At 60.6% G+C, this 24,845-nt stretch carries 20 protein-coding genes; 5 read left to right on the top strand and 15 right to left on the bottom strand.

The window, feature by feature from the left end; genetic code table 11:
* Positions 1-15 precede the first annotated feature (15 nt).
* The 3 genes from J3U06_RS06825 to J3U06_RS06815 all read right to left on the bottom strand — a co-directional run bounded on the left by J3U06_RS06825 (position 16) and on the right by J3U06_RS06815 (position 3,864).
* Entirely contained in the window at positions 16-2,463 is a 2,448-nt protein-coding gene (locus tag J3U06_RS06825) for an ATP-dependent DNA helicase RecG (protein WP_267444712.1), read from the bottom strand.
* Between the two features lie 101 nt (positions 2,464-2,564).
* Positions 2,565-2,759: a 50S ribosomal protein L28 gene (rpmB, locus tag J3U06_RS06820; protein WP_015021347.1), complete on the bottom strand. Its 195-nt coding sequence runs from the start codon at positions 2,757-2,759 to the stop codon at positions 2,565-2,567.
* Positions 2,760-2,883: 124 nt separating this feature from the next.
* Complete coding sequence (locus J3U06_RS06815; protein ID WP_416378943.1) at positions 2,884-3,864, bottom strand: helix-turn-helix transcriptional regulator; 981 nt, start codon at positions 3,862-3,864, stop codon at positions 2,884-2,886.
* 419 nt (positions 3,865-4,283) lie between these two features.
* Here J3U06_RS06815 and J3U06_RS06810 point away from each other — a divergent pair, with 419 nt between their 5' ends.
* Positions 4,284-5,093, top strand: a complete 810-nt coding sequence (locus tag J3U06_RS06810; protein WP_267444711.1) for an ABC transporter ATP-binding protein — start codon at positions 4,284-4,286, stop codon at positions 5,091-5,093.
* Here J3U06_RS06810 and J3U06_RS06805 read toward each other — a convergent pair.
* On the bottom strand, positions 5,053-5,724 hold the full coding sequence (locus tag J3U06_RS06805) for a sugar O-acetyltransferase (protein WP_324123889.1): 672 nt from the start codon (positions 5,722-5,724) through the stop codon (positions 5,053-5,055). The genes J3U06_RS06810 and J3U06_RS06805 overlap by 41 nt on opposite strands.
* Positions 5,725-5,925: 201 nt before the next feature.
* On the opposite strand from J3U06_RS06805, the gene J3U06_RS06800 reads away from it, so the two are divergent.
* Together J3U06_RS06800 and J3U06_RS06795 are read left to right on the top strand one after the other, a co-directional pair.
* Positions 5,926-6,375, top strand: a complete 450-nt coding sequence (locus J3U06_RS06800) for a GNAT family N-acetyltransferase (RefSeq protein ID WP_267430724.1) — start codon at positions 5,926-5,928, stop codon at positions 6,373-6,375.
* Positions 6,375-7,250: a mechanosensitive ion channel family protein gene (locus J3U06_RS06795; protein WP_267441423.1), complete on the top strand. Its 876-nt coding sequence runs from the start codon at positions 6,375-6,377 to the stop codon at positions 7,248-7,250. The genes J3U06_RS06800 and J3U06_RS06795 overlap by 1 nt, the downstream gene beginning before the upstream one ends.
* A gap of 89 nt (positions 7,251-7,339) precedes the next feature.
* Here the strand turns inward: J3U06_RS06795 and J3U06_RS06790 are convergent, their stop codons facing one another.
* The 9 genes from J3U06_RS06790 to leuC form a co-directional block, all read right to left on the bottom strand.
* The gene (locus J3U06_RS06790) at positions 7,340-8,488 is read right to left on the bottom strand and encodes a D-alanine--D-alanine ligase family protein (RefSeq protein WP_267444746.1); all 1,149 of its coding nucleotides are present in this window, start codon (positions 8,486-8,488) and stop codon (positions 7,340-7,342) included.
* A gap of 293 nt (positions 8,489-8,781) precedes the next feature.
* The gene (locus J3U06_RS06785) at positions 8,782-9,780 is read right to left on the bottom strand and encodes an NAD(P)H-dependent glycerol-3-phosphate dehydrogenase (protein WP_267444745.1); all 999 of its coding nucleotides are present in this window, start codon (positions 9,778-9,780) and stop codon (positions 8,782-8,784) included.
* A gap of 116 nt (positions 9,781-9,896) precedes the next feature.
* The gene (locus J3U06_RS06780) at positions 9,897-10,790 is read right to left on the bottom strand and encodes a lysophospholipid acyltransferase family protein (RefSeq protein ID WP_220236835.1); all 894 of its coding nucleotides are present in this window, start codon (positions 10,788-10,790) and stop codon (positions 9,897-9,899) included.
* Between the two features lie 17 nt (positions 10,791-10,807).
* A complete protein-coding gene (gene murA / locus J3U06_RS06775; protein ID WP_220236834.1) occupies positions 10,808-12,139 on the bottom strand; it encodes a UDP-N-acetylglucosamine 1-carboxyvinyltransferase in 1,332 nt (443 codons plus the stop codon).
* Between the two features lie 140 nt (positions 12,140-12,279).
* On the bottom strand, positions 12,280-13,332 hold the full coding sequence (locus J3U06_RS06770; protein WP_267400554.1) for a CPBP family intramembrane glutamic endopeptidase: 1,053 nt from the start codon (positions 13,330-13,332) through the stop codon (positions 12,280-12,282).
* Between the two features lie 103 nt (positions 13,333-13,435).
* Positions 13,436-16,123: a type II CAAX prenyl endopeptidase Rce1 family protein gene (locus tag J3U06_RS06765; RefSeq protein WP_267444709.1), complete on the bottom strand. Its 2,688-nt coding sequence runs from the start codon at positions 16,121-16,123 to the stop codon at positions 13,436-13,438.
* Positions 16,124-16,292: 169 nt separating this feature from the next.
* Positions 16,293-17,252: a CPBP family intramembrane glutamic endopeptidase gene (locus tag J3U06_RS06760; RefSeq protein ID WP_267430730.1), complete on the bottom strand. Its 960-nt coding sequence runs from the start codon at positions 17,250-17,252 to the stop codon at positions 16,293-16,295.
* Between the two features lie 114 nt (positions 17,253-17,366).
* Positions 17,367-18,053, bottom strand: a complete 687-nt coding sequence (gene leuD, locus J3U06_RS06755; RefSeq protein WP_267430731.1) for a 3-isopropylmalate dehydratase small subunit — start codon at positions 18,051-18,053, stop codon at positions 17,367-17,369.
* Positions 18,054-18,104: 51 nt separating this feature from the next.
* Complete coding sequence (gene leuC / locus J3U06_RS06750; RefSeq protein ID WP_220236829.1) at positions 18,105-19,508, bottom strand: 3-isopropylmalate dehydratase large subunit; 1,404 nt, start codon at positions 19,506-19,508, stop codon at positions 18,105-18,107.
* A 135-nt stretch (positions 19,509-19,643) separates the two neighbouring features.
* Here leuC and J3U06_RS06745 point away from each other — a divergent pair, with 135 nt between their 5' ends.
* Entirely contained in the window at positions 19,644-20,444 is an 801-nt protein-coding gene (locus J3U06_RS06745) for an IclR family transcriptional regulator (protein ID WP_258561538.1), read from the top strand.
* A 16-nt stretch (positions 20,445-20,460) separates the two neighbouring features.
* Here the strand turns inward: J3U06_RS06745 and J3U06_RS06740 are convergent, their stop codons facing one another.
* Positions 20,461-21,927 (bottom strand): serine/threonine protein phosphatase, encoded by a 1,467-nt coding sequence (locus tag J3U06_RS06740; protein ID WP_267444708.1) that lies wholly within the window; start codon positions 21,925-21,927, stop codon positions 20,461-20,463.
* 252 nt (positions 21,928-22,179) lie between these two features.
* Between J3U06_RS06740 and J3U06_RS06735 the strand changes: the two genes are divergently transcribed.
* Positions 22,180-23,139 (top strand): polyprenyl synthetase family protein, encoded by a 960-nt coding sequence (locus J3U06_RS06735; RefSeq protein WP_267444707.1) that lies wholly within the window; start codon positions 22,180-22,182, stop codon positions 23,137-23,139.
* 210 nt (positions 23,140-23,349) lie between these two features.
* Here the strand turns inward: J3U06_RS06735 and J3U06_RS06730 are convergent, their stop codons facing one another.
* Positions 23,350-24,843, bottom strand: coding sequence for a cytochrome ubiquinol oxidase subunit I (locus J3U06_RS06730; protein WP_220236826.1), 1,494 nt, complete (start codon positions 24,841-24,843; stop codon positions 23,350-23,352).
* Between the last annotated feature and the right edge of the window lie 2 nt (positions 24,844-24,845).

Below are 24,845 nucleotides of genomic sequence, written 5' to 3'. Positions count from 1 at the left end.
TGGTCTGTTGTCCTTTCAGCTTGAGACCAGGAAGCCTTCGTTGCCCCTCATGAAGTCCAGAACAGCGCCAGCCAGCTCGGGCTGCCCGGCCAGAGTGGGGTCGGATTCCAAGAGTTGGCCTGCCTGGGTTCGGGCACGGGCAATCATGGGCGCGTCGGTGACGACTCGCAGAAGCTTCAGGGAAGAATGGCCACCGGACTGGGCATCACCCAACACGTCGCCGGCTCCTCTGATGCGGATATCCTCCTCGGCGATTTTGGCCCCGTCCGTAGTGTCACGAATGACCTCGAGTCGCTCGGCAGCTGGAGAATCCGCAGGGGCGCGCGAAACCAGGAAAGCCCAAGAGTCAGTGCCGCCGCGTCCCACCCTGCCACGCAGCTGATGAAGCTGGGAGAGCCCGAACCGATCGGCATCAAAGATGACAATGCAGGAGGCTTGGGGCACATCCACCCCCACCTCCACCACAGTGGTGGCTACCAGCAGGGGCGTGCGGCCCGAAGCGAAATCCGCCATAACAGCATTCTTTGTGGCATCGTCATCCCGACCAGTCAGTGTGGCCATGGCAATGCCTTGGAATTGCGGCAGGGCAGCCAGTCGCTGACTCATTTCGGCCACCGAGTGCAGAGGCAGACGCTGGCCATCACCTTGGCCTTCCTCAACCAGCAGTTCAGGTTGGGAGTCAGGCGCACTGGATTGGCCGGAGCGGTCTGAGGAGACCGACGGGTCGTCCTCATCGTCGATGCGAGCGCAGATGACATAGGCCCGCTCTCCAGCCTCGATTCGTCGACGCAGGTGCAGGAACATAGCACCCATGGTCGCTCCGTCAGACTCGGCGATGACGTGGGTACGGACTGGTTTGCGGTTGCTGGGCAGCTCGGTCAGGGCGGAGATGTCCAGATCACCGAACCAGGTCATGGCGGCTGTACGCGGGATGGGCGTGGCGGTCATGATCAACAGGTGGGGAACGCGATCGGATTTGCGACGCAGCTCCTCACGTTGCTCAACCCCGAAACGATGCTGCTCGTCGATGACGGTCAGGGCCAGATTGGGAGCCTGGAAGGTCTTGGAGAAGGCCGCGTGGGTGGCGATGACGATGCAGGGACGGCCCGAGGCCGAGACAGCCAGGGCAGAGCGGCGCTGGGCCAATCTCATGCCACCGGTCAGCAACACCAGAGGCAGAACCAGCTGATCCGTCATGCGGATCATGGTGACGTTGTCCACAGGCTTATGGCGGCCTTCTACGGCGGTCGCGGTCACATCGGCGCCCATGGCCTTGAGCATGCCGCCGATAGAAGCATAGTGTTGCTCGGCCAACACCTGGGTCGGAGCCACCAAGACAGCCTGATGGCCAGCCTGGACCGCCTGAAGCATGGCTGCCAGGGCCACCACGGTCTTGCCGGAGCCGACCTCGCCTTGCAGAAGCCGCTGCATGGGCTGATCCTGGGCCATGTCGACACCGATATCATTGATGACCTGACGCTGGCCATCGGTTAGCTGGAACGGCAGGGAGTCGATGAAACGGGCAGGCAGGGTGTCTGGACGGTCGGCGCCCGAATTCGCACATGGATAAGTGGGTTGCTGCTGGGTCTGGCGACGGGTCTGCAGGAGTGCCGTCTGCGAGACGAAGGCCTCCTCGTAGCGCAGGGTCTTGCGCGCCGCAGCGAAGTCCTCAGGGCTTTCGGGCGCATGCATGCCCAAGAGGGCACGGGCACGATGCATCAGCCTTTGGTCGACACGGACCTGCTCGGGCAGCACATCAGGTATGGCTCGGCCCAGCGCTTCCGGATCAATGCGGACCTCGGCACTGGGCTGCCCCTCTTCGACCCCATCAGCCTGCGCCAGCAGACGCAGAAAACCCAGAATGACATCGTGAATATGGTCCGAGGAGATGCGGGAACTGGCATGATAAACCGGCCGTGGGCGACGGACACGTTCCAAGGCCTCGTCAAGGCTGGCTACATCGGGTCGAGAAGCGTCCGCCAAAACCTCTCGATCCGCATCGGCAACAACCAGGGTCTCCGGATGGGTGAACTGGAGCTGGTCCATGTAGATGCCGGGCTCGCCAGCCACGACCAGATCCGCCCCTACCTGCAGCCGACGGACCATCCAATCCATATAGGGCTTCTTGTGAGAGAAGAAAACCAGCCTGACCGCCAGTGGAGTGCCGCCTTGACTATTGACGAAGGCTGCATCGTCCACCATCACGTCCAGCCGAAAACCCCGGTGCCCGCTCAGTGGCACCAGACGCACTTGATCGACCCGGGCGGCGAATGCACAAGGCTCACCCAGCCGAATACCGGCAATAGTGGTGACCTGCATGGGATCGGTAATGCGGAAAGGATAGTAGGTCAGCGCATCTCCCACCGTGACCACACCCAGAGCCTTGAGGGCGCTCACCCGACGCCTGTTGGCCACCAGCGAGGCCACGGTGCTGTGCAGACCAACACGAGCCACTGCCGACATACCCGATCACCTCCCGCAAGCGCCGACCATCATCCCTCAGGATGACAAGAACCCCCGGAGCTTATGCCCCCGGGGGTCCATATACGACCGACGAACCGCACTCAGGCGGCGATGCGCTGCACCTTGCCGGCCTTGAGGCACTTGACGCAGACGCGCAGACGCACATTCTGACCATCAACGGTGGTGTGCACCGACTGCAGGTTGGGGCGGAAGATGCGCTTGTTCCGGATATGCGAATGAGAAACACTGTAACCGGTCTGCGGGCCCTTGCCGCACACCGCGCAACGAGCTGCCATGGTGACTTCCTTTACGTTGTTTTCCAAGTCGTCCCAGGTGTCCTTACCCGCAACGCAAGGCTACGGATGAACACACAACTTTGTTAGACTACTACATTCCGCCAAGTAAGGCAAATCAGCAGTCTCAGGCACGAGGAGGCTTGCGGAAGATGCCAATCAGTGATTGGAGCACTCCGCAGAACACCCCGCCGATGATCCAAATGGCCCAGAATGGGATGCGCCACCCGAAGAGGTTGTCGTAATTGCCCGAGAAGAGCATGGTCAGGGCCACCAGCGTACAAAGACCCATGATGGTTCCGCTGATGGCATTGCTTATCCGGTGCTCATACCGGTAGGTATCCCAGCGACCATCTTCAACGGAATCAACCTGCCTGTTGTAGGCCCGGAGGTTCATCATCCTATGGCTTGTTCCCGCATGGACCAGCAGAAAAACCCCCAGAGCCAGGAGGAAGAAGAAAACGAACCCCCTGACCTGATCGGACCAGCCCCAGATCAGGAATCCAGCAGAGTTGATCCCCACATCCAAGAGCACGACTGCCAGACCGCAGACCAGCTCCCAGGTAGTCTGCCGATAAACCCGCGAGCGCTCCTCATCGGTATAGAAATCCGCTACATAGGGATGCCGACGGCGAAAATCCCTTCTGGCGGAAACCGCCGGTATCAGACAGGCCAGGCCCAGGACGATGCCAATCATCAGAGCAAGGAAGGCCAGACCATTCTGTGCGTCGGTCGGCTGGCTGACTGCGGCGAAGAGACCACTGAAAGCCAGTCCCAGCATGATAAGGGCGATGCCGAAAGCCATCCGCAGGCTGTAGGCATTGCCGAAGGAGGCGTAGCCGGTCACGTCTTCCGCAGAAGACTGAACAGGTATAGTCGTGTGCGTTGTCGAAGTCGTCTGCGCGGCATCCTGATGGTCCGGCCTGGACGCACGCTGCCCGGAACCCGGATGCCGAACATCGCCTAGAACCAGGTCATCAAGAGTGCAGCCGAAGAGGTCGCAGATGGCCAGGAGCTTGTCCATCTCAGGGTATGCCTTGTCCGACTCCCACTTGGACACCGCCTGACGGGATACCCCCACCAGCATGGCCAGCTGCTCCTGAGTCATGTTGCGCTGCGAACGCAGATATTACACATTGGTTCTGAAACTCATAATGTTCTTTCTCCAGATCGGCAGATTGCCGATTCAACCAGCGACGAGACCATGATGAAACGTGCAGGGCTCCGACCGCCACCAGCTTTGGGTTGCACCCGACAAAGACACCAATATTTTCTGTCAACCGACGGTTGCATCCTAGCAATCCCAAGGAAGCAGGTGGTCGCTGAATCCCAATCAGCCCCCCCTTCCGGCAAGAAATACATTCCCTCTACGTTCACGATACATACCCTTCAGGAGGGGAATGGAGACCCGGCGGGCCTCACCCTGAATCGTCCCCGATTCGACCCTGAAAACACCCTGACAGGAGCTCTCGCCATGGTCTTATAGAGGTAGGAACCAGGCAGATGACGACTGAAAGGAAGGCAACGATGCAGCATCGGGCGATCAAGGATCCATACGCACAACCGCTCATTCTGGACAAGATCTGCTACGACTACGAAACGCGGCAGAAGCAGGGCGCCCGGGTGTTGGACGAGATCAGCCTGGAATGTCAGGCGGGAACCTGGACGGCCATCATGGGCCCTTCGGGCGCCGGCAAATCGACCCTCCTCTATTGCGCCGCAGGACTGCTCCAGGTCAGACAGGGCAAAGTGACCATCGCCGGGGAGGACCTGACGCGAATGAAAGAGAAGGAACTGACCAGACTCCGGCGCGACCATATCGGCTTCGTCTTCCAGGACTACAACCTGGTCAACGCCTTTACCTGCCTGCAGAACACCATGCTGTCCAGCCTCTTCGGCGGCAGGCGGATCCCCGCCCAGGCGGCCCTGTCTGCCCTGTCGAGCGTCGGATTGGAAGGGTACGCCAACACCTATCCGGCCGACATGAGCGGAGGCCAGCAGCAGCGCGTGGCTATCGCCAGGTCACTGGCTGCCAGTCCGGAGATCATCATGGCCGACGAGCCCACCGGCGCCTTGGACACCCACAGCTCGCGTGATGTCATGGACCTCTTCGACCTGGCCGTCCGCAGCGGCCAGACCATACTCATGGTGACCCACGACCCCAACGTCGCCGCCCGCGCCCACCGGGTCATCTTCCTCCAGGACGGGCGCATTCAGGCTGCTTGCCCGGGCGGGGACCCACAGACCATAGCCCAGCAGCTGGCCAGCATCGATGCTGCGCCAAACCAGGAGGCCTTCAGCCCTCCTCTGGCAGTTCCATCCGATCAGCCTCGGTGATGGTACGAATTACCCGGCAGGGCACACCCACGGCCAGGGAGTCAGGTGCGATGTCATGGGTGACTACGGATCCGGCCCCGATAACCGCACCATCGCCGATGGTCACTCCCCCGGTCACAGTCACGTTTGAAGCCAGCCAGCAGTTGGATCCGATGGTTATTGGAGCACCCAACTCGTAGTCGAAGAGGGAACCATCCGTATGGCGCCTCAGATTCCGCTCCTGCCACCGCAAGGGATGCAGAGGGGTGGCCAGGGTGACGTTGGGTCCGATCATCACATCGTCGCCAATCTGCACGGGGCAGGTATCCAGAACAGTGAAGTTGAAATTGGCGAAGATGCGCGAACCAAATTTAGTAAAGCACCCATAGTCGAAGTAGATAGGCCCCATACAGTCAACGTCCTGACCATGTTCGGGCACCAGCTCGTCCAAGAGCCGGCTGCGCAGGTCCCGCTCCTGCTCAGAAGACGCGTTAAAAAGGCGGCAAAGCTCGTGGGCCTTGACCCGCAGCTGACCCAGTTCGGGATCCGAGGCGTCATAGAGCTCGCCGGCAAGCATCCGCTCCCTCTGCGAGCGCCGATTTCCTTTACTGGTTTCGCCAGCCACACCTGTCAGTTTCCAGTCCTGGTCCATAACCATCCCATCGTTCCCGCGTCACTTCAATGTCACTGCTGCAAGCTCGCACTGCTTACAGAGTCCCCATCCATGTAATCGTCTGGGTCAGACAGCCGACAGCAGCAGGCACCGTTCGTCATCCGGTTGCGGGCATCCGTTCATTCCGAGGGTCAAGCTTGGTAGATTGGAGACAGCGGAGGACCGTGGCGAGGAGGAAGCATGCGGTATGAGGTGAGCGAGGCCATTCCCGAGGATGCCAAGGCCATCCGTACGGCCGTATTCGTGGAGGAGCAGGGCTTTCACAACGAGTTCGACCGAACCGACGATGCCTGTCTCCATATCGTGGCCTATGACGGGGATGAACCCGCCGGGGTATGCCGAGTCTTCCCCGACCATGGCAAGACATGGACCCTTGGCCGCTTGGCCGTTCTGAGGCCCTACCGCGGTCAGCATCTGGGCGCCAACTTGGTAGCCAAGGCTGAGGAAACCGCTCGGAGCCATGGGGCGGACCGGCTTACGCTCCACGCCCAGGAGCGGGTGGCGGGCTTCTATAAGTCTTTAGGCTATAGGGACATGGGCATTCACGACCAGGACGAGGGATGCCCGCACATGTGGATGGAAAAGCCTCTAACGAACAATGCTGGCAGCGAGTCAGAGGACGAGGCCTGATGAACCAGACCATCAACTTTGCCAGTACAAGCGTCAATCCGGACAAGGATCCCATGGGAAGATCCGAACAGGCCATCTCCAGCTTCAGCGATGCCGTCATCTACTGGTTCCGCCAGAATTTCGGAAAGATCATCTTTCTGATCGTCGTGGCTGTCTGCGCTGCATTAATCTCCAAGATCGTAGCGGCGGCCATGCGGCGCGCCCTGGAACGGACCAACCTGCCCAGTGCCTCCATCTTCGTCAACATCGTCCGCGCCCTGATCTGGATCTTTGCTGCTGCCACCGTCCTGCAACCCGTCTTCGGAATCAATCCATCCACAGTGGTCGCCGCCCTGGGCGTCAGCGGTCTGGCGCTCTCCTTCGGATTGAAGGATACAATCGCCAATATCGTCGGCGGCTTCGGACTGATGGTCAGCAAGGTGGTCCAGCCTGGAGACATCATCACCATCCAGGGCACCACCGGAACCGTCCGCGACGTGACTTGGCGCCATACCATCGTCATCGACAGGACCGGTAACCAGCTGCTGATCCCCAACTCCATCCTTAACACCACGGCGCTCGAGAAGATCACCGAGGCCGGCGAGGCCGCCACCACGGTTCCCTTCACCCTGCGGGGGAATGCCGATATAGCCAGATCCTCCCATTCCATTGCACAGGTGGTGGCCCAGGCAACCAAGGGCATGGCCATGCCAGCCAACCCACCCATCGTTCAGCTTCAGGGCTTCACCCCTTACGGCATCAAGGGCCAGGTAGTCATGTTCGCCAAGCAGGGCGTCATCGCCGCCGATATGCAGGATGCCGCCACCCGCGCTCTGGCCGGCCAGGACTACCTGGTTCAGGAGGCCGAAATCCAAGCAAACGACATTGAGCACTAACCAGATGGCCTTCTCATCCTGCCAGGGAAATACAAAAGCGTGGTCTCTTCTCTTATGGAGATGCCACATGCTCCGAGAACAACTCCACTTTAGGCCGATATACCCTCAATCAGGTCGGTGATCAGATCGGTGTAGGTGATCCCAGTTGCTTCCCAGGCCTTGGCATACATGGAGATGGGCGTGAAGCCAGGCATGGTATTGATCTCGTTGACAATGACCCTGCCCTCGGGCGTCACAAAGCAGTCGACACGGCTCAGACCGGCACCGTCCACGGTTCTGAAGGCCTTGGCAGCCAGGTCGCGAACCTTCTGAAGAGTCTTCTTTGGCAGGTTCGCGGGAACTTCCACGTGGGATGCGGAAAAATCCACATACTTGCTGTCGAAGTCGTAGAAGGACTCGTCCTGATCAGCCTTGTCCAGCACCACCTCGCCAGGCCAGGCAGTACGTGGCTTTCTGTCCTTGCCGGAGGCGAGCACGGCGCACTCGATCTCACGCCCTTCGATACCCTCCTCTATCAGAACCCTCCAGTCATGCTTTGCCGCCTCGGCGACCGCAGCAGCCAGAGCTTCAGCTCGGGGCTCTTCTACCTTGACCACGCCAAAGCTGGATCCTGCGCGGGAAGGCTTGACGAAGAGCGGGTAATGCAGCTCCGCCTTCTTCACAGCGGCCAACAGGTCGGTCCCAGACCGCTGTTCACGGGAATCAATCGTGATGCCTGGCGCCACAGGTATGGCGGCTTGGCTGAGCAGAATCTTGGTGTAGTGCTTGTCCATGCATGCGGCAGAGGCGAAGACCCCGCATCCTACGTAGGGCAGCCCCATCATTTCAAGCAGGCCCTGCAGGGTGCCGTCCTCACCATAGGGGCCATGAAGCACTGGGAAAACCGCGTCAACACGCCCCAAAGGCTCCAGAGAACCGGCGGTCCTCGAAGGCTCGGCTCCAGAGACCAGGTCGGCATGGTCGCCGATCAGAAACCCATTCCTACCACGAGCCGTGTCAAGGATGACCGGGCGGCTGCCTTCGGTTATCTGCACGGATGGCAGACTGGCATCACCCAGACCCCACTGCCTGGGATCCTGGCCGCCAATAGTCCATCGACCGTCCTTGGTGATGCCAATGGGAATGGGCTCGTATCGGTCGGTATCGATGGCATTGAGCACGCCGGCCGCCGACACGCAGGATATGGAATGTTCGTCCGCTCGCCCGCCATAGAGCACTACAACACGTTTCCTGACCATCATTCCTCGTCTTTCCTCATCCTGGACATGAATTCCAGCCTCACGCACCTGCCCTGGGCAGATACATCACTCAAGACAGCAGAATATTCCCTTGGCGGGCGGCAGGGCCTAGTCAGGGCCGCTCATCTACAAGCTTGGCACGAACAAGGCATCTTGGGAAGCTGATGCAGACACCAGACAAGCCAGGCATACCGTCTGATTCGGAAAACCGTTCATCGCCGAGCAAAGGGCTGATAGCGCCGGTTTCACAGCCTATCCCTATAGCCTTCAGAATTTTCTGATGGGCATCAGCCTCATTCTGCAGTGATCTGCCCGCCGAACAGCTCGTCAATCATGCCCCGGCAACTCAGGCCCTGATCCAGCACATGGCTCATGGCCGTAGCCAGCGGGGTCGCCACCTTGTAGCGCTTGCCCAGGGCGACGACAGCATCGGTGGTAGGCACGCCCTCGGCGACACCCTTGCTGACGCGAGTGGCTTCCTCAATGCTTTTGCCCTGGCCCAGATTAAAGCCGAAAGTGTAGTTCCTGCTCAGGGACGACCCACAGGTGGCCACCAGGTCGCCGACTCCTGCAAGACCTGCAAAAGTCTTGGACTTGGCACCGCAGGCCTCTCCTAAGGCAGCGAGTTCAGCCAGCCCCCTGGCCTGGATCATGGCGGCCGTGTTCTCCCCGAATCCAGCCCCCCGTGACATCCCCACGGCCAGCGCAGTGACGTTCTTCAGTGACCCGCACATTTCGAGGCCGATCACATCGTCCGAGACGAAGGCCTTGAAATAGTCGGTCGTGCAGGCACGGGCTACTCTCATAGCGGTATCGGCATCAGCGCTGGCAACCACGGTGGCGCTCGGTTCGCGGGCTGCCACCTCCTTGCTTAGGTTGGGGCCGGATACGGCCGCAAACCTGACTGGGGCCAGGTCCAGCGTCTGGCAGACCACCTGATCCATCCGCCTGTCAGTGCCCCGCTCAATCCCCTTCATCAAAGAAACTGCAATGGCATCATGGCCCAACAGACCCTTGAATTCCGTCAAGGCCTCACAGGCGTGCTGAGCTGCTATGGCCACGACCACGATTTCTGCCCCCGAGACAGCCTCGGCCCGGTCACCCTCAGCGTGGATGGCCTCGGGAAGCCTCTTCACATTCGGCAGACGGCGAGCATTCGAATGTTGACTGTTGATTTCGTCCACGACATCCGGGGCGACATCCCACATGACCACCTGATTGCCTGAGTCAGCCAACACTTGGGCAAAAGCGGTTCCCCATGCGCCTGCTCCCAATACCGCGATCTTCGTCATCATTCTCCTTTGCATAATGCCGTGCGCACGGGAACGCCGACTAGCAGCCTTATTCTTGTCCCTACCATCCTATGACACCACCGCCAGACAGGAGGAATTAGAGGTGGGTTCCGGCCTTATTGCTCGCTTCTGGGCCGACGGGTCATGGTCAAGTAGTCGAAGTAACCAGCCTTTGGGGGTTCTTCGCCACGAATCTCGGCCATGACCTCCTCCATACGGTTGCGCAGGCGAACACAGAAGGCATGCACGGACTGCTTGGGGGGTTCCGCACCCCACTGATCCATATCTTCAAGCAGGTCGGAATAGTCAAGGAGCCGGTCATAGCACATGACCACGTTCTTGCGAGGCCAGGGCCACTTGTGATTGATCGAAGCCGCCCCCCAGGTGATGCTGGGATACAGAGGAACCATGCGACCCAGCTGCCGCGAGGCCTCCAGAGCGATGAATCCGACCCCGGGCTTGAGCGACATGGGCCACTTCAGGGGGTCACGGGTCACGGTTCCCTCCGGCCAGATGGTCAGTGGCCTGCCGGAGGTGATGATGCCGATCGACTCCTCCTCAATCGACCTGGCCTTGCCGGACTTGCGTTCCACCGGCTGCATGCCCACCATGCGGAACCAGCTGCCAATCATGGGCCAATGGGCCATCTCGGCCTTGGCCATGTAGCGTGGACGACGCCCCTGGTGGAAGAGGGCCATCATGGGAATGAAAACATCGAACTGGGTCACATGGGTGGCTGCGGTGATAAAAGGCCCGGTCTGCGGCACCCGCTCCAGCCCCCAGGCATAGACCCGGCAGGAGTCACGCACCACTTGGGAGACCCCGCGCAGTAGACGGGTGGTCCCCACGGGGTGTTGACCGTCTATCTCGTCCAGGGCCGGCGTGCGGTGTCCAGTGGGATAGTAGCGGGTCGGATCCACCAGCCTGTGCCTTTGGGCCAGCAGGGCCACCTGCTGGTCGGACAAGGAAGGCACCGCAGACCGGGGTGAGGGTTTGCCTTTGGAAGCCATCTATGATGCCTGCCGGATCAGTCGATCTGTGCGTCCAGGGCCAGCAGCTTGTCGCGGAAGTCCTCGTAGCCACGGTCGATCAGGGAGATTCCGTGGACGGTGGAGGGGCCGGAAGCTGTCAGTGCGGCGATCAGGTGACTGAAACCGCCACGCAGGTCGGGCACATCGATGTCCTGGCCGGTCAGCGGAGTGGGCCCGAAGATGACAGCCGAGTGGTTGAAGTTGCGCTGCTGGAAGCGGCAGGGCAGGGACCCCAGGCACTCCTTGTAGAGTTGGATGGTAGCGCCCATCTGAATCAGCGGCTTAGTGAAGCCGAAACGATTCTCATAGACGGTCTCGTGAACGATGGAAAGACCCTTGGCCTGGGTCAGAGCGACCACCAGGGGCTGCTGCCAGTCGGTCATGAACCCGGGGTGCACGTCGGTCTCGATGGCCACAGGCCGCAGGTCGCCGCCCGGATGCCAGAAGCGGATGCCGTCGTCGCGTACATCGAACTGGCCGCCTATCTTGCGGAAGACGTTCAAGTAAGTCATCATGTCAGGCTGGTGGGCGCCCTCGACCATGATGTCGCCATGGGTGGCCAAAGCGGCAGAGGCCCAGGAGGCAGCTTCGATCCGGTCGGGCAGGGAAGTATGGGTGAAGCCCTTCAGGGAGGGCACCCCCTCGATGCGGATGGTCCGGTCCACGTCCACGGAGATCTGCGCGCCCATCTTCTGCAGGACCGCCACCAAGTCCATGATTTCGGGTTCGGTCGCAGCCCCTGACAGCTCGGTGCGGCCCTCGGCAAGAACGGCCGCCAGCAGGGTCTGTTCCGTGGCGCCCACAGAAGGGTAAGGCAGGTGGATTTTGGCCCCATGCAGACCATCGGGCGCAGTGATGTGGATGCCGGCCTCATGCTCCTTGTCAACATCGGCCCCTAGCTTACGCAGGGTTTCCAGATGGAAATCAATGGGCCGGCTGCCGATGCGGCAACCGCCCAAGGCGGGGATGAAGGCCTCCCCCATCCGATGCAGAAGCGGACCCGAGAAGAGTATGGGGATTCGGGAGGAGCCGGACAGGGTGTCTACGTCGGCCACGTCGGCCAGCTCCACATGGCTGGCATCGATGGTGACCACGCCCTCCTGCGGGCGGACATCCACCTTGACCCCGTGCAGCCTCAGCAAATCCGAAACGACCTGGACATCACGGATCTCAGGCACATTCTTGAGTACCGAGACACCAGGAGCCAAAAGGGCGGCCACCATAGCCTTGCTGACGAAGTTCTTGGCCCCGCGGACCTGTATGGTGCCATGCAGGGGTCTGCCGCCCACCACATGCAGCACATCATTCTGTGTATTCACCTTGGGCATTTATCGGCTTCTTTCTCGTATCCGCTCAGAGCCGGGCTTTGGCGCGTCATCGGCCCCTATTTGCAAGTCTGCCACAGGGGGTGTGGGGACACCGTGAATTGTCGCCTCAGGCATAGAGCATCCACCCAGTCAGATACTGGTCAGGCGCCGGCTGAAACGAAGGGGACCAGCATCGTGAAGCCCATGATCAGCAGCAGCATGATAAAGAACGGGCAGGCCCAGGCACCATAGACGTTCGTATAGGTGCGGTTTTCCCGCAGAAAAGCGACAATCCGATGACGGCCCAGATAAAGGACCAGGACGGCTGCCAGCATGCCTGCCAGCATCATGAGCACGTTTATGTAGGAGGACATATTGTCGCTCATAAAGCCGAGAAGGAGTTCCAACCCGTCGCTGACGACCAGGTTGTTGAACACATGCAGAGCCATGGACCAGAAGATGGAGTATTCGCAGGCCAGATAGCCCAAGAGCAGACCCATAATGAAAGCGAAGAACCCCTGGCCAAGATCGCCATGGAAGAAGCCGAACATAACGGCGGAGGTGACGATGGCGAAGACATGGCCATAGGGCTTCAGCGCGTGCAGGATGGCCCCTCTGAAGACCAGTTCCTCGATGACGGGAGCCAGCAGGCTGACGTAAATAAACATGGGAATGGTACCCGAAGCCTGCTGGATCTGCTCAGTGGTGGTCCAGGACTGCTGCACTCCCAACCGCGCCGTGGTCCAGTCCATACCTGACTGATACCAGTCAGCCAGGGTCTGCCCAGTCAGCGTCAGCGCAAAGCACCCCAGCAGAACCTGCCAGGTCATGCGATGCAGATCCGTGTGGAAAATGCCCAGAGGGCCTGAATCGCAAATCTGCCGACGTCGTGTGAAGACCAGGAAGCAGAGGCCTGTGCAGGCGGCGATCAGATTGATGGTGCCGCCATACTCCTTGTCGGCATGTCTCGTCACATATACAAATCCCGAGTGAGCAGGCACTGGATCAAACACGGCATTCCACTCCATCTGAGCCAGAACACCGAACAGAAGGCCGACGCTGCTGATGATAAGCAGGTAGACCAGCAGCAGGGCCGCTTGACGGTTGAGCATGCCCCTGGCCGCGCTCATCCATGCGCGACCCGCTGTGCCTCGTCTGGGCTTCTGAGTCTGCCCGGTCCCTGACGCGTCGGCTGCCGTCGCTGTCTGCCCCATGTCACCATGCCCTTTCATGATCCTCCGCAGGTTTGGCCGTTCAGCACCGACCTCCAGCTGGTCCAAGTCTACGCCACCAGCGGCGGCACCTATGCATCATGCTCTAGAGCAGGCCGGGCACGAACTTGAAGATTGCCAGCAGCAGGCAGAGCAGCAAATAGAGCAGGAACCAGGGCTGCCTCCAGGACGCATAGGTCCCCCTAGGGGCTCGATAGCGCCGCCGGTAATCCAAGAGACTGGCGCGGTGCAGGAAGAACATGAGCAACCCAGCCAGCATCAAGACCAGAGCCACTGCCAAAACCAGCAGACGGGCAGTTCGCGAGGCGCTCATCAGATAACGGTTGGGCAGACCGCTGAAGAGCAGATCGCCGACCACACGGGCTCCGATGGCCCAGATCAGACCATACTCCAGGGAGCAGTATCCCAATGCCAGCCCCAGCAGGAAGATCCAAAGCCCAGAGACCGGATCACACTGCAGCAGGGCGCAAAGCAGGGATGAGGTCAGAATGGCAAAGACCCGGCCAAACCGACGCAGTCCGTTGAGGATGATGCCGCGGAAAACCAGCTCCTCAGCCAAGGGAACCGCCAGGAGGGCATACAGGGCCATCATCGGCGAGGACGTGCCTGTGACCAGCAGGCTGCGCGAGGCCAAGGAGGGGATGTGCAGAAGCAGACAGAAGTGGTTGAAGAACTTGTTCAGTTCATGGACCATCCCCTGGCCGAGCAGGAGAACTGCTATAAGAGCCAGCAGAGCCGCCAGCGTCATTCTTCTATCTGTGCGCCAATGGACGGCGTCCTCTCTTCGCCGATCCTCACCTCGAATAACGCTCCACTCTGAAATGCAGGCATAGGTCAGCGCCAGCAGGGCCGACAGGAGGGTAATTCCATCGGATAGGAAGGCTATGGACCCGGGGTCTTTGACCTGTTCCATGATGGCAGGCAGAATCATCCCCGAACCGACCATGAGCACCAGAACGGATATGGCCAGGTAGACGAAAGCGAAGGCGGCCTGCCCGTTGACGGCATGAAGAACCCCCGAACTGGCTGTGTAGGCGGTGGACTTTTGGGCAGCGGGCTTAGCCGTCTGCGATTCTGCCCGACCTTGGGATTGGGCCGCAACTGCAGCAGCTGGCTTGGCAGCATCAAGTTCACTTGGAACAGCAATCGGCTGTGAACCGACCGGCACCGGACGGCTTGCGCCTGCGACGGGTGCTGCCGAAGCATTGGAAACGCCCCTGGGGGCTGTCGGCTCGACTGAAGGACGGGTGCGGTTACGAGCAGATCGCCGCTTGGACGGCCGACGGGCTTCCCCACCCTTTTCATGGCCTCTGGCGGGAAGGCCGAGATGAAGACCCCCGAAACGCTTGCGAAAACCATGCGAAGAGCCGGACGGCTTGGTTGCGTCCGTCGCGGCATCCTCGGTCTCGGCCGACTCGGCCTTGGCAGCCACGGCAGCTGCAGCAGCCTCGGCAGCCTTGGCAGCAAGAGCTACCGAAGCACCCGGAGAGGATGCGGACGTCGGCGAAGATGCAAACTGGACGACCGACTGCGTCCCTGGAGCTGCGTTCACAGCCTCAGAAGTTCCGGAGGGAGCAGACTGAACGGCAATGCCTTCTTGGCCGGTCTGCATGGGCTGACCGACACGATCCTTCTGCGCGAGCGCAGTCCCCTGTCCGTCAATAGCCTTTGACGAAACGACCCGACCACCGGAGCCGTTACCGGCGACTGCAGTAGGCTGGACAACTACCCGTGGAGTCGAACAGACCCGACGCCCATGATGATCGGCTTCGCTGACCGCGGATCGTGTACCAGCATCATTCTCCGCTGGAGCCGACGAACCAGTGACCAGGGAATCCCAGTCCGCATCCGAGCGACGGACAACGACTGGTCGGTCGGCGAATACCACGGAAGTTGCAGGTGCAGAGACCTCCGAACCCGGTTTCGCAGACATCGGATCCTCAGAACCAGAGGCCGATGGCGTTCCGGCCGTGGTCACCGATTTGGGTTCGGCTGTATCGACTGAAGAAGGAGCGGGAGCAGAAGCTTTTGAAGACTCCTGCTCAGCCTTGGAAGGTGCCAGAGCAGATGAATTGACGGCATTGGCAGATGACGCAGGAACGGATGAAGTCTTTGCCACGAAAGCTGCAGGTTTGCCTGCACGAGTGCTTGCGGAGGGCTTACGACGCTTGGACATATTCCAAGAGAAGACCGGACCTTTGTTCGTCTCGGGCTTGGTCCAGGACCAGACGACCTCGACCGCAGGCTGCTCCTGCTGTGCCGGGGTCTCTTTGGCCGTCCCGGTGGCCCTGGAAGCCTCCAGCTCTCGGCGAACCATCACGCGCCGCGGGGACGGCTCCTGGCTAGAATCCTTCCCGCCGTGCCCATCAGCTGGCAGGCCTGTCGGAGGAAACGCAGGAACTTCCGGTTGACCGGCCATGGTGACCGAGTTCAAAAAATTATAGGATCCGGGAAGCACCGAAGGTCGTTCACCGACTGGCAGGGCACCCTTGTGCCCCTTGCCACCGGCTCCTTCATCACCCAGAACCGCCGTCTTCCTATGAGCTATCCGCCCCGGGTAGGCCAATCCATCATCCACGGCCTCCCCCGGCAGGCTCAAGGGTGGCAGGTCGACGGATCCTTCCTCATAATCCCAGTGGCGTGCGTAGTCCTTGCTGGCACTGTGGGTTGCGGTCATGAGGGCAATAGAGGAGCGCGACACTTTCCAGCGCCCCTGATCGCTTTGGGCATTGGCAGACTCGCTGCCGCTGCTGCGATCCTCATCATCCCTCATCCGTCGATGATCCTTCCCCTTCATGCACTACCGTACGGCCGTCAAGGACGTCCAGCGACACGAACCTTTCCCCGTCTTCTTATCTTGACACCGCATATCCGAGTCTAGCCCGACCCCGCCCTTCTCTCGACAGAACCCCGACAACGGGCCGGCATTACCGACTGCCCGGTCAAGCCAGCCCCGGCACGAATTCGCTCAGGGCCATCAGCAGGCATGCCAGGCAGAAGAGCAGGAACCAGGGCGCCTTCCAGGAAGCGTATATCCCCTTGGGAGCGCGATTGCTGCGGCAGTAATCACGGAGAGCCCTAATCTTGAACAGCAGTCCGACGACTCCGGTCAGCAACACCAGGATCATGAGCAGACCTAGGCCGATGCGAACCACCTCGGGTGCCAGGGACATGTACTTGGCCAGCAGACCTGAAGAGAAGGCATTGTTGAGCATGTGCACCAGCAGGGACCAGACCAGCCCGTACTCCATGGCCAGATAGCCCAGAACCAAGCCGGAGACGAAACCGAACAGACCCTGAACCAAGGAACCATGCATGAAGCCGAAAAGCAGAGAAGAGGTAATAATGGCAAATACTCGACCAAAGCGGCGCAGGCCGTTCATGATGACCCCACGAAAGACCAGCTCCTCGGCAAAGGGCCCCAAAAGAATGCCATAGAAGAGCATGATCGGCGTATCCATGCCCCCGTCGTCAGACGCGGTCGGCGGATGCAGACCAGTACCGGAGAGAATGGCACTTAGTCCGGAGTTAGCCGCCCCGGCCACAAGCTGACTGAGGAAGAAGCAGGCCAGGGCGATGATCAACGCCAGCAGGCTGAATCTGCGCGCAGTGACCCAACGCACCTGGTCCTGGCCATGCCGTTCATGGCCTACGATGACCGGCCATTGACTGATCAAGGCAAACAGCAGGGCCAGCACCACGGAGATAACCACTGTCCAGTCCGACAAAGGACCGTTGTACTGCTCCTTGGAAGCGTGTGGGAAGAGAGCAGGCAGAACCACCTTGCCTCCCAGAAGGCCTGCCAGAGTCTCAATGGCCACATAAATGAAAGCAAAAGCACTTAGGGCATTCACTGCCTGTCTGACGCCCCAGTTGTGCACATCGCCGCTGCTGTGCCTCATGATAATCGCCCCTCTTTGTTTGCCAGCCGGTCACAGTCGACCAATGACTGGCACATTCCATGGTAGGCGAAGAGGGAGCGAATGACTTTCATATAAAGGCGCTCGGCCCGTCGGTCAGATGATGCCGCGGTCAGCCAGGGGACCAGGCCAGTCGATTTGACTCTCCCTGGCTGAAGTGACTGGCTCTTCGGGCATGTGCCGGGCCGGCAGGGTACGCGGCTTGAAGGGGAATCGCTCAGCCCGCATGCGCTCATAGGCACGGATATCATCCTCGTGCTGCAGGGTCAGATCGATGTCGTCGTAGCCGTTCATGAGCCGCCATCGCACATAGTCGTCCACCTGGAAGGGCAGGGTCACATCCGCGCAGGTAACCGTGCGAGCGCCCAGGTCCACGGTCATCTCGGCGCCGGGGTCCTCCTCCAGGAGCTTCCAGAGCAACTCCACTGATTCCTGGGGCATGATGGCGGCCAGGACCCCGTTCTTGGCGGTGTTCCCATAGAAGATGTCAGCAAAACGGGGGGCGATGATCACGCGGAAGCCATAGTCCCGCAGAGCCCAGACCGCATGCTCGCGCGAGGATCCGATGCCGAAATCCGGCCCGGCCACCAGGATGCGGGCACCCGAATATTCGGGCCTGTTGAGTATGAAATTCGGATCCCTTCGCCAGGCGTAGAAGAGCGCATCTTCGAAGCCGGTCTTCTGCACCCGCTTCAGGAACACGGCGGGGATGATCTGATCAGTGTCGACGTTGGAGCGGCGCAAGGGCACCCCTACCCCGGTTACAACGGAAAGTGGCTCCATGATAACCTCCTGCCTTCTGGATGGCGATGACGATGGCGAACGATTGATGACTTACAGATCGGCCGGGGAGCAGATGGTTCCCTTGATGGCCGTCGCGGCAGCCACCTCGGGCGAGGCCAGATGCGTCCTGCCGCCCTTGCCCTGACGACCCTGGAAGTTGCGGTTGGATGTGGAAATGGAACGCTCCCCCGGCACCAGCTGGTCGGGATTCATTCCCAGGCACATGGAGCAGCCGGCGTTGCGCCATTCGGCTCCGAAGTCCTCGAAGATGCGGTCCAGCCCCTCCTTCTCGGCCTGAATGCGAACTCGCGAAGAGGCCGGCACCACCAGGACGCGATGGAGGTTCTTGGCCTTGTGATGCCCCTTCATAATGGCCGCTGCCGCGCGAAGATCCTCGATGCGTCCGTTGGTGCAGGAGCCAATAAACACGGTGTCCACGGCGATGTCCCGGATGGGCATCCCCGGCTTCAGCCCCATGTAGTCGATGGCCTCCTGGGCCGCCTGGCGCTTAGCCGGGTCGGCGATCTTTTCTGGCACAGGCACATCAGCTGCGATGGGCAGGCCCTGTCCGGGGTTGGTGCCCCAGGTCACGTAGGGGGTCAGCTGGTCGGCATCCAGGATGACCTCCTTGTCGAAGGCTGCATCCGGATCGGTGGGCAGAGTCCGCCAGTAGTCCAGGGCCTGATCCCACATGGCCCCCTTTGGGGCGTGCGGCCGACCCTCCAAGTAGGCGAAAGTGGTCTCGTCGGGTGCGATCATCCCAGCCCTCGCCCCGGCCTCTATGGACATGTTGCAGATGGTCATGCGCGCATCCATAGACATGCGCCGAATGGCGTCACCCCGATATTCCAGAACGTGCCCTTGGCCGCCGCCAGTGCCGATCCTGGCTATGACTGCCAGGATGACATCCTTGGCGCTCACGCCCGGCTTGAGCTGGCCGCGGACGGTGATGGCCATGGTCTTGAAAGGCTTCAGACTCAGGGTCTGGGTGGCCAGAACATGCTCCACCTCGGAGGTTCCGACGCCGAAGGCCAAAGCCCCAAAGGCCCCGTGGGTCGAGGTATGCGAATCGCCGCAGACGATGGTCATGCCGGGCTGGGTCAACCCCAGAAGGGGTGCAAAGGCATGGACGATGCCCTGGTCCGCATCTCCCAATGGATGCAGGCGGACCCCGAACTCGCGACAGTTGCGCTCCAAGGTGGAGATCTGCAAAGCCGAGACCCTGTCGGCGATGGGTCGATCGATGTCGATGGTAGGGGTGTTGTGGTCCTCGGTGGCTATGACCTGGTCCAAGTGGCGGATCTTCCGGCCTGCCAGACGCAGTCCCTCGAAGGCCTGTGGACTGGTCACCTCATGCATGAGCTGCAGATCGATGTAGATCAGATCGGGCTCGCCTCCCTGGCCCTTCCTGACCAAATGGTCAGCCCAGACCTTTTCCGCCATTGTGCGTCCCATATCGCCTCCTACAAGCCTGCACCGGCCAGGGCGCCAACCTCGCCGGCTCCCCGTCGGCCTTTCATCACTGAGTATGGAACTGCCCAACGATTATGAACTTTTGCATTTCATATACTGAGATGGCATAATTCAACCATGGACACACCTTCTAAGAACGACGACAGATTTCCTTCGGCGAATGATCAGAACCTGCATCAGGAGGAGATTCATTCGGGCGTCGGCGTTCTGGACAAGACGGTGCGGATTCTGGATACTTTGGAGACCGGACCCATGACCCTGGGCCAGCTGGTCAACGCGACCGGATTGGCCCGACCCACGGCCCACCGACTGGCCATCGCCTTGGAGCGCCACCGTTTCGTGCTGCGGGACGCGCATGGCCGCTTTGTCCTGGGCTCCCGCTTCGCCGAGCTGGCCGCTGCCGCCGGCGAAGACCGCCTGCTGACCGCCTCAGGGCCCATCCTGCATACACTGCTTACCCGTTCGGGCGAGTCGGCCCAGATTTTCCGCCGCCAAGGCGAGGTCCGGATCTGCATCGCCGCAGTGGAACGCGCCTCCGGCCTGCGTGACTCCATCCCCGTAGGCGCTCTGCTGTCCATGGAGGCCGGGTCGGCTGCACAGATTCTGCTGGCTTGGGAGGAGCCTGAGCGCCTTCATCAGGGTCTGAGGCATGCCAAGTTCAACACGGCCACATTGGCCACGGTCCGCAAGCGCGGCTGGGCCGAATCCATCAACGAGCGAGAAGAGGGGGTATGCTCCATTTCGGCCCCAATCCGCAACGGATCCGGACAAGTCATGGCAGCCATATCCATCTCCGGGCCTGTCAACCGCATGTCCACCACGCCGGGAAGGCGATACGCCCCTCTGGTCATGGCCGCTGGCAAATACCTGACCGAAGCCCTGCTGCGAGCCTCATCCCCCGCCCATCACAGGGTCTGAGCGGATTCCTGGCTCTTCACGGCCGCCTGGTGGAGCGCCAAGAGGCAATCAGCCCCGCCAGGGCCGTCAGGCCACCTGCCAGAAATCCGGGCCGACGCAGCAGATTGACCGCATCCCCAGTAGAGGTAGGCACATGGCTCATGGCGAAGGTATAGACCTTGTGGGATCCGGGCCGTCCCACCAATTGGCCGAATTCCAGGAGCTGGGTGCGCGGATTATGGGGATGGCGAATGTCGAACTCGAAAAGCCGTGCCGCCCGCTTGCCGGGCACCGGTCCATAGGAGCCAAATCCGCATGTGGGCGTTGCCCCCAGAGTCAGGTCACCACTGCGTCCGACGAAGCCATTGCGATGGTCATGCCCGGCGAAGAGTGCAAAGTAGCCGCCGTCGCGGGTCAGCAGGTCATACTCCCCGCTGTCCTCGTCCGGACAGGAGACGCCCTCGCCCAGGTAGGAGCCCGGGCAGGTGCGCGATTCATCCAGGATGTAGCAATGGGAGTCGAAGCTTCGGTAGCCCTGGACCGCATAAGCCGTAGTGGCCGGCACTGGCTTAAGCAGATCATAGAACTGGGGAATTGGCATGTGCTGGAACACCATGGATCGGTTGCCTAAGAGATCCGGGACGGCCGCCAGGAAGTCCAGGGCCTGGGCCGAAGGCGGGCCATAGCCGCCGGAGCGGGCATAGTCGCCGGAGTCCAGCAGGACCAGGCCCATGACCACCCCATGACCGTCGCAATCCGCCACTGGCAGGGCGAAAGTGCCTGGGGCACAGACGAAGGCCGTCTGGGAGGGCAGGGCCGATCCGATCAACGCGTGGACCCGATCCGGATGGGCGACCGTAGCCTCTGGGTTCAGACAACCGGGCACTTCCCGGTAGATGGCATCCATCTGATCGGTGTCTAGACCGCACTGGAAGTCGTGATTGCCGTAGGTAACGACGAAGGGAATCCCCCGTTCTACCAGCGGGCCGGTGATCAGACCGACGGTTCTGCGGACCAGGTCCTCGGTGTGCTTGATATTCTGCCGACGTACAGGCTCGGCACCCCTGCCGGTCTCTCCATGCTCCGATCCCCGGCGGCCCGCAGCCGCTTGGCCATTCTGGGGCTTGGAGGAGCGCCTCAGCGAGGCTCCCCCCAGTCCCAGGGCGCCGCCCATGCTCAGACCTGCTGAGTAGATGCCATCCAGGGGAGTACTCCAACGCCTCTTGCGGAAGGTGTGCTCGTAGGCCGTGTCGTAACCGGCCACCTGGTTGCCCGAGAAGACCACCAGATCAGGCCTGGCTGCATCACAGGCCGCGCCTATCAGCCTGATCGTGTCCGTAGAGACCTTGGGGCCCTCCTGGACATCGGCCAATTGCAAAAGTCTGAACTTGCCCGAGTGATGGAACTGAAGTCGCCCTAGCCGGGCCGAAACGGACAGCGGTCGATCATGCCCTGCCTCGCCGCCTTGTGGGCAGGCCTGATACGCGTGGTAATGCTGACTCATATATCCCAGCCTACTTCACCTGGCTTCGGCCCTCGCCCGATCTGTGCAACCACTCCCCAGAAATGGCCCGTGAAGATGGCATCCTTCGTCCTAGGTCGGAGCATCGCCGCAGCGCGGTGGCAGCAGGGTGTGAGATTGGCCACATTGGCCACAGCGGCAGCCAGGACCGGGCCAATGATCTCCAGGCATGGTCTTGTACTTGGTATATTGAATATGTTGCGGTTCTCAACAAGCGAGAGGGAGCATACCTCCATGGCAGAAGGACAAGGGCTCCTGTTGCGCAAGGATCTTGAGCGGGTCGTCGACCGCCTGCACCAAGAGCGCACCCATGTGGCTCCCTATCAGGAGGATTACCGTCGACTGCTGGACAACCACGGCAAGATGATCCGAGCCGCTATGGTGGTCCTCTTTGCCCGAGCCGGCACCAGCACTGAAGGGCTGGTGGACGACACTGTCATCACCGGCGCAGCCGCCATCGAGATGCTCCATCTGGCTACGCTGGTTCACGACGACGTTCTGGACAGTGCCCCCATCCGCCGCAACAAGCCTACGGTCCACACCATCCGAGGCAACAAGGCCGCCATCTATCTGGGAGATCTGATCCTCTCGCGCTACATGGAGATCATGGCCTCCATAGCCCCTGATACAGCCTTTATCAGGGAGCAGGCCGGCACAGTCTGCGAAATTGTAGGCGGGGAGCTTTATCAGGAGTCCGACCGCCACCACACCCAGATAACCATAGACGACTACGACCGAGCCATCTCCGGAAAAACGGCGGCCCTCTTCCGCCTGGCCTGCCTGACCGGGATCCGCCTCGACGGCCAGCCAACCGACCCGGCACTGGAACGGACTGCCCGAAACTTCGGCAGTAATCTGGGTATGGCCTTCCAAATCATCGACGACATCAATGATTTTGAACTGGATCACGACACCGGCAAGCCCAAGCTGGAAGATATCCGCGATGGGATCTACACTCTGCCGGTTCTGCTGGGATTCCAGGAGGATGAAAACTTCAGAACACTGGTCCAGCAAGACGATCCTGTCCAGGTAGTCGCCTACTTCAGAAGCCATCCCCACCTGATGGAGAGCAGTCGGCAAACCGCCAAGGACTATCTGCGGCGTGCTGCAGACAGTCTGGAGGATTCCCCCGTGGCCAAAGGCGTGCGCGACCTGCTTCAGGGCATGGCAACTACGATGACCGCTCAGATCTGACCGAATCGGCACTACCAAACGAAAGGGAGCGAAGTCGGTCGGATATCATGCATATGCCGAGCATTCGCCAAAACATTCGCTTCATGCTCGGGATTGCCCCCCACTGACGCCAAGGCCTGATGGCAGCAAAGCCCCCGTCCCGAACCGTGAGGTCCGAAACGGGGGCTTGCCGAAGGGGAAGAGAGGGTGGGCCAGCTAGCCAGCCAGCCGTCAGGCCAAGGCCACCCGGGCGGGAGCGCCATGCACCTTGGCGGTCTGCGGCCCATTGCCGTCATCCGGCCGGTAGAAGGGTCCCTGGTGCAGGGTCCTCCTGGTATAGAAGACCATGACTCCGCCCAGTACCAGGAAGAGGAGGAAATAGACAGTGCAGGTGAAGAGCAGGTTTGGCACCGTGCTCGTCGGCGAAACTCCATCGGCAATGGTCTGGAAACCGTAGACCAGCCATGGATATCGTCCAAGCTCCGTCACCAGCCAGCCGCTGGTCGTGGCCACGAAGGGGACGAAAGTAAAGATACCCATGATCCAGAGCTTCCAACGAGTGGTGAACAGCGTGTTCTTCTTCTTGCGGGTAAACCAAAGCACCAATGCGGATATCAGAGCGAAGGCAAAGCCGACTCCGGCCATCAGGCGGAAGACCCAGAAAAGGGTGGCGGCCGGTACGTAGTAGTTCATGTCCTTGCCATACTTGGCATCATACTTCTCGTGCAGCTCCTTGTTGATGGTGTTCATGCCCTTGACGGCCCCTGTGCTCTTGCCGTAAGCCAGTATGGACATGGCGCCTGGAACCTCGACAGACCCGTCGACCTTGTGATCCTTCTCGTTGACCAAAGCCACAACCGTCCAGGGGGCAGGATCGCCGGTATCCTCGTAGATGCCCTCAGTGGCGGCCAGCTTCATCGGTTGATCGGTCACGATGTACTTGCCCTGCAGATCACCATAGGTAATCACGCAGATGGAGCCGATCAGCCCCATCAGGGCGGCCAGACGGATGGACTTGGTGAAGAAGTTGACCTTGGCCTGCTTACCGGAGTCAGCCTCTACAGCAGCCACGGCCTTATCCTTGTTGCCCAGATGCATCCTCAGCAGGCTGAAAGCGCTGCAGCCCATGACCACAAAAGCCCCTGTGCAGACGGCAGCGAAGAAGACGTGGGGGAATTCTATCCATAACTGGGGGTTGGATACCACCGCGCCGAAATCGGTCAGACGCACATGGCCGGTGGCCTGGTTGATCTCGAAGCCGACCGGATGCTGCATGAAGCTGTTGGCAGCCAGAATCCAGATGGCCGACATGGATGAGCCCAGGAAGGTCAGCCAGATGAAGACCGCATGCACAGCCGGCTTGAAGCGGTTCCAAGTGAACATCCACACACCGATGAATGTGGATTCCAGGAAGAAGGCCAGCAAGGCTTCGATGGCCAATGGGGCACCGAAGATATCACCCATGAACCTGGAGTAGTTGGACCAGTTCATGCCGAACTGGAACTCCTGGATGATCCCAGTGACCACGCCGACTGCGAAGGAGAGCAGGAAGATCTTGGACCAGAACATGGTCATCTTCTTGTAGACATCCTTCTTGGTCACCACATAGATGGTCTCCATGATCGCGACCGCCAGGGACAGACCGATGGTCATAGGGACATAGAAGAAGTGGAATATCGTCGTCATGGCGAACTGGAATCTAGACAATCCCAATACAGTGAACATCG

It is taken from the genome of Bifidobacterium sp. B4142 (assembly GCF_026537325.1).
Lineage (GTDB): Bacteria > Actinomycetota > Actinomycetes > Actinomycetales > Bifidobacteriaceae > Bombiscardovia.
Note: the sequence above shows the minus strand (reverse complement) of the source record. Positions and strands in the feature narration are given on the sequence as shown.